Source organism: Mesorhizobium sp. M7A.F.Ca.US.002.01.1.1 (assembly GCF_004022955.1).
Lineage (GTDB): Bacteria > Pseudomonadota > Alphaproteobacteria > Rhizobiales > Rhizobiaceae > Mesorhizobium > Mesorhizobium ciceri.
The window spans coordinates 23,572-30,087 of the sequence record NZ_RZQE01000024.1; the positions used below are offsets into that span (position 1 = coordinate 23,572).

A 6,516-nucleotide genomic window follows, 5' to 3' on the forward strand; every position below is an offset into this window, starting at 1 on the left:
GATCGATTTTCGGAAAGGGATCATGCGCAAATGTTAAATGCTACAGCGTCCTTTGCGCGTCTTGAAAGACGCGCGGCGCCGTAGCGTGATCGGCGCGCATCCTAGCCACGCAAGGCGCGCGGGCAAGGGCGAACCGCCGAATTTCAGGGCTTATGTCAGACAAAACGACAATGCGCCGCACCGGATGCGCACGGCAGCACCGTCGGGGTTGGGGATTGCGGAGGACCGCCGGTCAGATCGCCTTGGCGCGCAGGGCGCCGCGGAAGGAATCGCGGAGATAGCCGAGCGTGGCGTCGGCATCGACCGGCTTGCCGAACAGATAGCCCTGTCCGCCGGCGCAGCCAAACTGGACCAGGCGATCGGCCTGCGCTTCCTGCTCGATTCCTTCGGCGACGACGTCCATGCCGAGCCCTTCGCACATGGCCAGAATGGCGCGGATGATGTGTTCCGACGGCCTGTCGTCGAGAATGGAGGAGACGAAGGCGCGGTCGATCTTGAGCTTGTCGAAATGGAATTCGCGCAAGCGGCCGAGCGAGGATTGGCCGGTGCCGAAATCGTCGAGCGAGACGCGGATGCCGACGCGGCGCAGATCCTCGACGATCTGAGCGGCCGAGGCCGGGTCGTTCATCAGGCCGGTCTCGGTGATCTCGATCTCCAGCCGGCGCGGATCGAAGCCGGTGCGGTCGAGGATCGCCAGTATGTGCAGGCCGGTGTTCTGGTCGACGAGCTGCGAGGGTGACAGGTTGAACGACAGGAACAGGTCCTTTGGCCAGCTTCTGGCGGCCTCCGTCGCCTTGCGCAGCACCAGCTGCGACAACGGGCCGATGATGCCGCGCTCCTCGGCGATGGGAATGAAGACGGTCGGCGGCACGGAACCCAGGTCGCGGTCGGTCCAGCGCGCCAGCGTCTCGAAGCCGATGGTGCGGCGCGTGGCGAGATCGACGATGGGTTGGAAATGCGGCTCCACCTCGCCGGCCGAGACAGCCCGGCGCAGCGCCTGTTCGATGCGGGTGACGCGCTTGGCCGCTTCTTCCATCTCACGGGTGTAGACGACGACGCGGCCACGGCCGGAACGCTTGGCGTGGTAGAGTGCCGTCTCTGCCTTGTTGATGAGGATTTCCGTGGTCTCGTCGCCCGAATAGAACAACGAGCAGCCGACCGAGGCCGAAAGCCTGGCGGTGCGTTCGCCGACATCGTAGGGCGCCGACAGGATCTCGATCAGCATGCGCGACTTTTCGGCCGCAGCGTCCTCGCTGAATACCATCGGATAGAGAAAAGCGAATTCGTCGGCGCCGATGCGGCAGACCGTGGAATAGCCGTCCATAGAGGCGCGCAGCCGCATCGCGACCTGGATCAGGATGTCGTCGCCGGCCTTGTGGCCGAACAGATCGTTGATCGGCTTGAAGCCGTCGAGGTCGAGAATCCCGACGGTAAAGGGCGCGGGATCGTCGGCTCGGTCGGCGATCAGCCGATCGACCTTGTCGAAGAAGCGGCGATGGTTGCCAAGCCCGGTCAACGGATCGGTGAATGCCAGATCCGTGCTCTCCCTGTTTGCCTGACCGGTGCCAAACGAAGTTTGCATCGGTGTCCCTGTTTTGTGACTTCGGAATTTATTTTCAGACTGGCAGCAAACCCTTTAGGAAACGTATCGCGAAATCGATTTTCCATGGGCAACCGCGACCTGTTTCGAAGGATCGATGTGAGGTGTGCATTCGGGCTCAAGGAACAACGAGGACGCGCAGCCTGGCTCCTGTCACGGAATGACCGGCAGGGCCGAGCTTGCGACTTGCTGATGCCAATCTTCAAAAGGTCGCGATTGGCAGACGGGCAGTGAGCCTGTACAGGCAGGACAGTCGTCCATCCGAGCCGCCGGAGACCCGCCATGAAGCTGAAAATCGCCGTCCAGATGGACCACATCTCCACCGTGTCGATCGCCGGCGACACCTCGTTCGCGCTGTCGCTGGAAGCGCAGCGGCGTGGCCATGAGCTGTTCCACTACACGCCGGGTCGGCTGTCGTTGCGCGACGGCAAGGTGTTTGCCCGCATTGAGGAGATGCAGGTGCGCGACGAGAAAGGCAGCCACTATTCGCTGGGCGAGAAGGTGCGCACCGATCTGTCGGAGATGGACGTCGTCCTGCTGCGCCAGGATCCGCCCTTCGACATGAACTACATCACCACCACGCACATCCTGGAGCGCATCCACCCGAAGACGCTCGTGGTCAACGACCCGGCCTGGGTGCGCAACAGCCCGGAAAAGATCTTCGTCACCGAATTTGCCGACCTGATGCCGGACACGCTGATCACCAAGGATCCACTCGAAGTTGCCGCCTTCCGCAAGGAGTTCGGCGACATCATCGTCAAGCCGCTCTACGGCAATGGCGGCGCCGGCATCTTCCATCTGCTGGAGGGCGACCGCAACCTGGCCTCGCTGCTGGAAATGTTCGGCCAGATGTTTCGCGAACCCTATATCGTGCAGCGCTATCTCAAGGACGTGCGCAAGGGCGACAAGCGCATCATCCTGATCGACGGCGAGCCGGTCGGCGCCATCAACCGGGTGCCCGCCGAACATGATTCCCGCTCCAATATGCATGTCGGCGGCCGCGCCGAAAAGACCGAGCTGACGGCGCGCGAACGCGAGATCTGCGCCCGCATCGGGCCGTCGCTGAAGGAGCGTGGCTTCATCCTGGTCGGCATCGACGTCATCGGTGACTACATGACCGAGATCAATGTCACCTCGCCGACCGGCGTGCGCGAGGTCAAACGCTTCGGCGGCGCCGACATCGCCAGCCTGTTCTGGGACGCGGTCGAGGACAAGCGCGGGTAAGCCGTTTTCATTTTGTCTTAACCATGTTCCGTTTTTGCAACCGCGCTCAATTCGGCTGCAACCCACGCGCTCACATGTTCCCGTAATGTTCTTGATTTGACCGAGGATTTGTGATTGTCTGCCCGTGGGGCCATTTCTTGGCCATCGCGTGGGTTGTGGCCTGGGGGCAAAGAAATGGTGGCGCGGGTTCGCACGGTCGCTTTCCAAGGCATCGAGGCCGTGCCGGTCGACGTGCAGGTGATGATCGCGCCCGGCAAGGTCAACATGCACATCGTCGGCCTGGGCGACAAGGCGGTGGCCGAAAGCCGCGAGCGGGTGCAGGCCGCACTGCATGCTTCAGGCCTGTCGATGCCGTCGAAGAAGGTCACGGTCAATCTGGCGCCGGCCGACCTGCCGAAGGAAGGCAGTCACTACGACCTGCCGATCGCGCTTGGCCTGATGGCTGCCCTTGGCGCCATTCCGGGCGACATGCTGGCCGGCTATGTCGTACTTGGAGAATTGTCGCTCGACGGCACGATTGCCGCGGTCGCCGGCGCCTTGCCGGCGGCGATCGCCGCCAATGCCGAGGGCAAAGGCCTGATCTGCCCGTTCGCCTGCGGACCTGAGGCGGCCTGGGCTGGAAAGGATTTCGACATTCTGGCACCGCGCAGCCTGATTGCCATCGCCAATCATTTTCGCGGCACGCAGGTGCTGTCGCGCCCCGAGGCCGGCATCCACGCCGCCGCGCCGGATTTGCCCGACCTCGCCGACATCAAGGGCCAGGAGACCGCCAAGCGGGCGCTGGAAGTGGCGGCCGCCGGCGGGCATAATCTTCTCATGATCGGCCCGCCGGGCTCGGGCAAATCGATGCTGGCGCAGCGGCTGCCGTCGATCCTGCCGCCGCTGGCGCCGAAGGAATTGCTCGAAGTCTCGATGATCGCGTCGGTGGCGGGAGAGCTCGGCGAAGGCAAATTGACCGACCGGCGGCCGTTCCGCGCGCCGCACCACTCTGCCTCGATGGCGGCAATGGTTGGCGGCGGCATCCGCGCGCGGCCGGGCGAGGTGTCGCTGGCCCATCACGGCGTGCTGTTCCTCGACGAGTTTCCCGAGTTCACGCCGCAGACGCTCGATGCGCTGCGCCAGCCGTTGGAGACCGGCGACTGCATGATCGCGCGGGCCAACCATCGCGTCACCTATCCAGCGCGTATCCAGCTGGTGGCGGCGATGAACCCGTGCCGTTGCGGCATGGCCGGCGAGCCTGGTTATCGCTGCCTGCGCGGCGAGCGCTGCCGCACCGACTATCAGGCGCGCATTTCGGGCCCGCTGCTCGACCGCATCGATCTCAGGATCGAGGTGCCGGCGGTCTCGGCCAGCGACCTGATCCGGCCCGACCGGGCGGAGAAAAGTGCCGATGTGGCGATGCGCGTGGCACGCGCCCGCACCATCCAGCGCGAGCGCTTCGAGCGGCTCGGCGCCACCCGCGCCACCACCAACGCGCATTGCGCGCCCTCGGTCATCGAGGAGATCGCCATGCCGGACGCCGCCGGCCTGTCGCTGCTCAAGGACGCCAGCGAAAAGCTCGCCTTTTCGGCGCGAGCCTATCACCGGGTGCTGAAGGTGGCGCGGACACTCGCCGATCTCGACGCCAGCGAAACCGTCGGCCGCATCCATCTGGCCGAAGCGATTTCCTACCGCATGAGTTCGGAGCGGGTGGCGCAGGCGGCGTAGATCCTTGAGGGCGGGGCAATCGCCTATATGGCATCTTCTGAGATGTTTGCCCGGCACTTACCCCCACCCTTAGTCCCTCCCCACAAGGGAGGGAGACTTCGTCAGCGCTGACCTCGGCAAACTACCGAAAGTCGGCGCAGAAAATGGTCACGGGAGCGCGGAGCAGCGCTCCCTCCCCCTGTGGGAAGGGGTAGGGTGGGGGTTCTCTTCGTAAAAACTCATATGCGATAGCCCTCCCCTCAAGGGGGACCGCCGCTGCCTTTGGATACTTTCTTCGGATTGACGCTCGGCGTCGGCGCTTCGGGCGGCGGTTCGGCGGCGGCAGGCGCCGGGGCGGGTTCGGCTGCAGGCGCTTCGGGAGCGCTGTTGCTCAAGGTGACCGAGATGCCGAATAGCTTCCACTGCCGCTCATGCGGCGCGAACAGCAGCTCGAAATTGACCTGCATCGGCACCGAGGGGAAAAAGCCCGCCATGTGCAGCATGCCGCTGGGCTCGATTTGCGGCAGAAGCGTCAGCTGCGGCTCCAGCACGGCAACGCCGCCGAGATCGAGCGCCTGCTGGCGCTGCGGCGCGAAGATCTCGCCAAGCTTTGCCGCGGTGTTGGCCTGGAAGCCTGGCGCGCCGAGATCGCGCAGCACGGTATAGTTACCGGTCTTGTTGGCCTGGTCCAGCGCCAGAAGCGAGGTGCGCACCAGGATCAGCACGCCATTGCGGTCGATATTGGCCGGCTTCGGCTCGGCCGGCCTGGCGGTCCTCTGCGTTTTCTTCGGCTGTTGCTCTTGCGACTGCGCGACGGTCGGTTGCGCAATTGCCAATACCGACAGCGCGGCCAGAAGCATCGCCGGTACCCGCTTCCGCAACGGTCTGGTTGCCCTGCGCGCCGTCATGCCCTTGCCTCTCGCCAGATCGCCATCGCGGGCTTGAGCCTCCATTGCCGGTTGCTCCAGCGAGCAAACGGACGGCCGATCGGCTGTCTCGTGCCAAGCGGCGGCTTGCGCCGTCAAAACTCGCCCGCCAGACCGATGCGGGCGGCGTGGCTCTCGCCGCCGCCATAGGCATAGCCGGCGGTCACGGCGAAGGGCTCGTCGAAAAGATCGAGCCGATGCGCCAGCGAGGCGCCGAACGCCGTCTCGCCCTTGAAGTAGCCGAGATTGGTGGCCCAGCTGGTGCGGCCGGGCGCCGACGGCATCGGCGCCGTCGTCATGGCGATGGCCGCGGCGATGCCCTGACGGGCCTCGGTGCGGGTTTGCGCCAATTCACCGGTCAAGCCTCCGAGCCCGGCTTCGAGCCCGGCGAGGTCGACGCTCGATGTGGCGAGATTGCCGGCGCCGTCGCTGGTGAGCAGGTAGGTCGGGCCGCTCTGGGCAGCCTTGCTGGCGGCGCTGTTGACGCCGGCGAATGTGTAGGTGGCGGCGCCGTCGCCGATCGCCACCTGGCCGGCCCGCGTGGTGGTGACACCGGCGCCGATGGCGACGGCATTGTCCTGGCCGGCGAGGCTGTCGGCGCCCAGGGCGATCGAATTGTTGACCGTTAGGATGTTGCCCAAAGTCCCGCTGCCGGCATTCTGGCCGATGGCAATGTTGTCGTTGCCGGCCAGAAATTGACCTGCACGGGTGCCGCTGGCGACATTGTTGTCGCCCTCTACGATATTGCCGGCGGAGGCACCGTTGGCGATGTTGTTGTCACCTTCTACGCCGCGGCCAGCAAAGTTGCCGCTTGCGGTGTTGTTGTCACCGGTCACGGTGGCGCCGGCGCCGGCGCCAACAGCAGCGTTTCCGTCGCCGGTCGCATCTGTGCCTGCGTTGACGCCGTTGGCAGTGTTGTTTTGACCTTTCACGCCGCTGCCGGCGGTAAAACCGGTGGCGGTGTTCCTGTCGCCGGTTACGTTGTTGCCTGCGCTTGCGCCACTAGCGGTGTTGTTGCTGCCGGTCACGAACTGGCCGGAGAAAGTACCGCTGGCGGTGTTGCTGTCGCCGTCCACGAAT

Annotated in this window: 4 protein-coding genes and 1 pseudogene; 2 read left to right on the plus strand and 3 right to left on the minus strand. The window is 65.0% G+C overall.

Annotation, left to right across the window (positions count from 1 at the left end; translation table 11 throughout):
• Positions 1 to 232: 232 nt before the first annotated feature.
• The gene (locus EN932_RS05120; protein WP_013528600.1) at positions 233 to 1,582 is read right to left on the minus strand and encodes an EAL domain-containing protein; all 1,350 of its coding nucleotides are present in this window, start codon (positions 1,580 to 1,582) and stop codon (positions 233 to 235) included.
• Positions 1,583 to 1,882: 300 nt separating this feature from the next.
• Between EN932_RS05120 and gshB the strand changes: the two genes are divergently transcribed.
• Positions 1,883 to 2,824 carry a glutathione synthase gene (gene gshB / locus EN932_RS05125; protein ID WP_127369626.1) on the plus strand — a complete coding sequence of 314 codons (942 nt, stop codon included), beginning with the start codon at positions 1,883 to 1,885 and terminating at the stop codon, positions 2,822 to 2,824.
• Between the two features lie 174 nt (positions 2,825 to 2,998).
• Positions 2,999 to 4,531, plus strand: coding sequence for a YifB family Mg chelatase-like AAA ATPase (locus EN932_RS05130; protein WP_013528602.1), 1,533 nt, complete (start codon positions 2,999 to 3,001; stop codon positions 4,529 to 4,531).
• Between the two features lie 239 nt (positions 4,532 to 4,770).
• On the opposite strand, the gene EN932_RS05135 is transcribed toward EN932_RS05130, so the two are convergent.
• Both EN932_RS05135 and EN932_RS05140 read right to left on the minus strand, forming a co-directional pair.
• Positions 4,771 to 5,418, minus strand: a complete 648-nt coding sequence (locus tag EN932_RS05135) for a hypothetical protein (RefSeq protein WP_127385917.1) — start codon at positions 5,416 to 5,418, stop codon at positions 4,771 to 4,773.
• Positions 5,419 to 5,531: 113 nt separating this feature from the next.
• Positions 5,532 to 6,516: pseudogene (locus EN932_RS05140) on the minus strand (hypothetical protein); the annotation flags it as partial.

Coding starts and splice junctions, on each gene's coding strand:
- EN932_RS05120 (WP_013528600.1), bottom strand. CDS start 1,582: ATGCAAACTTCGTTTGGCACCGGTCAGGCAAACAGGGAGAGCACGGAT.
- gshB (WP_127369626.1), top strand. CDS start 1,883: ATGAAGCTGAAAATCGCCGTCCAGATGGACCACATCTCCACCGTGTCG.
- EN932_RS05130 (WP_013528602.1), top strand. CDS start 2,999: ATGGTGGCGCGGGTTCGCACGGTCGCTTTCCAAGGCATCGAGGCCGTG.
- EN932_RS05135 (WP_127385917.1), bottom strand. CDS start 5,418: ATGACGGCGCGCAGGGCAACCAGACCGTTGCGGAAGCGGGTACCGGCG.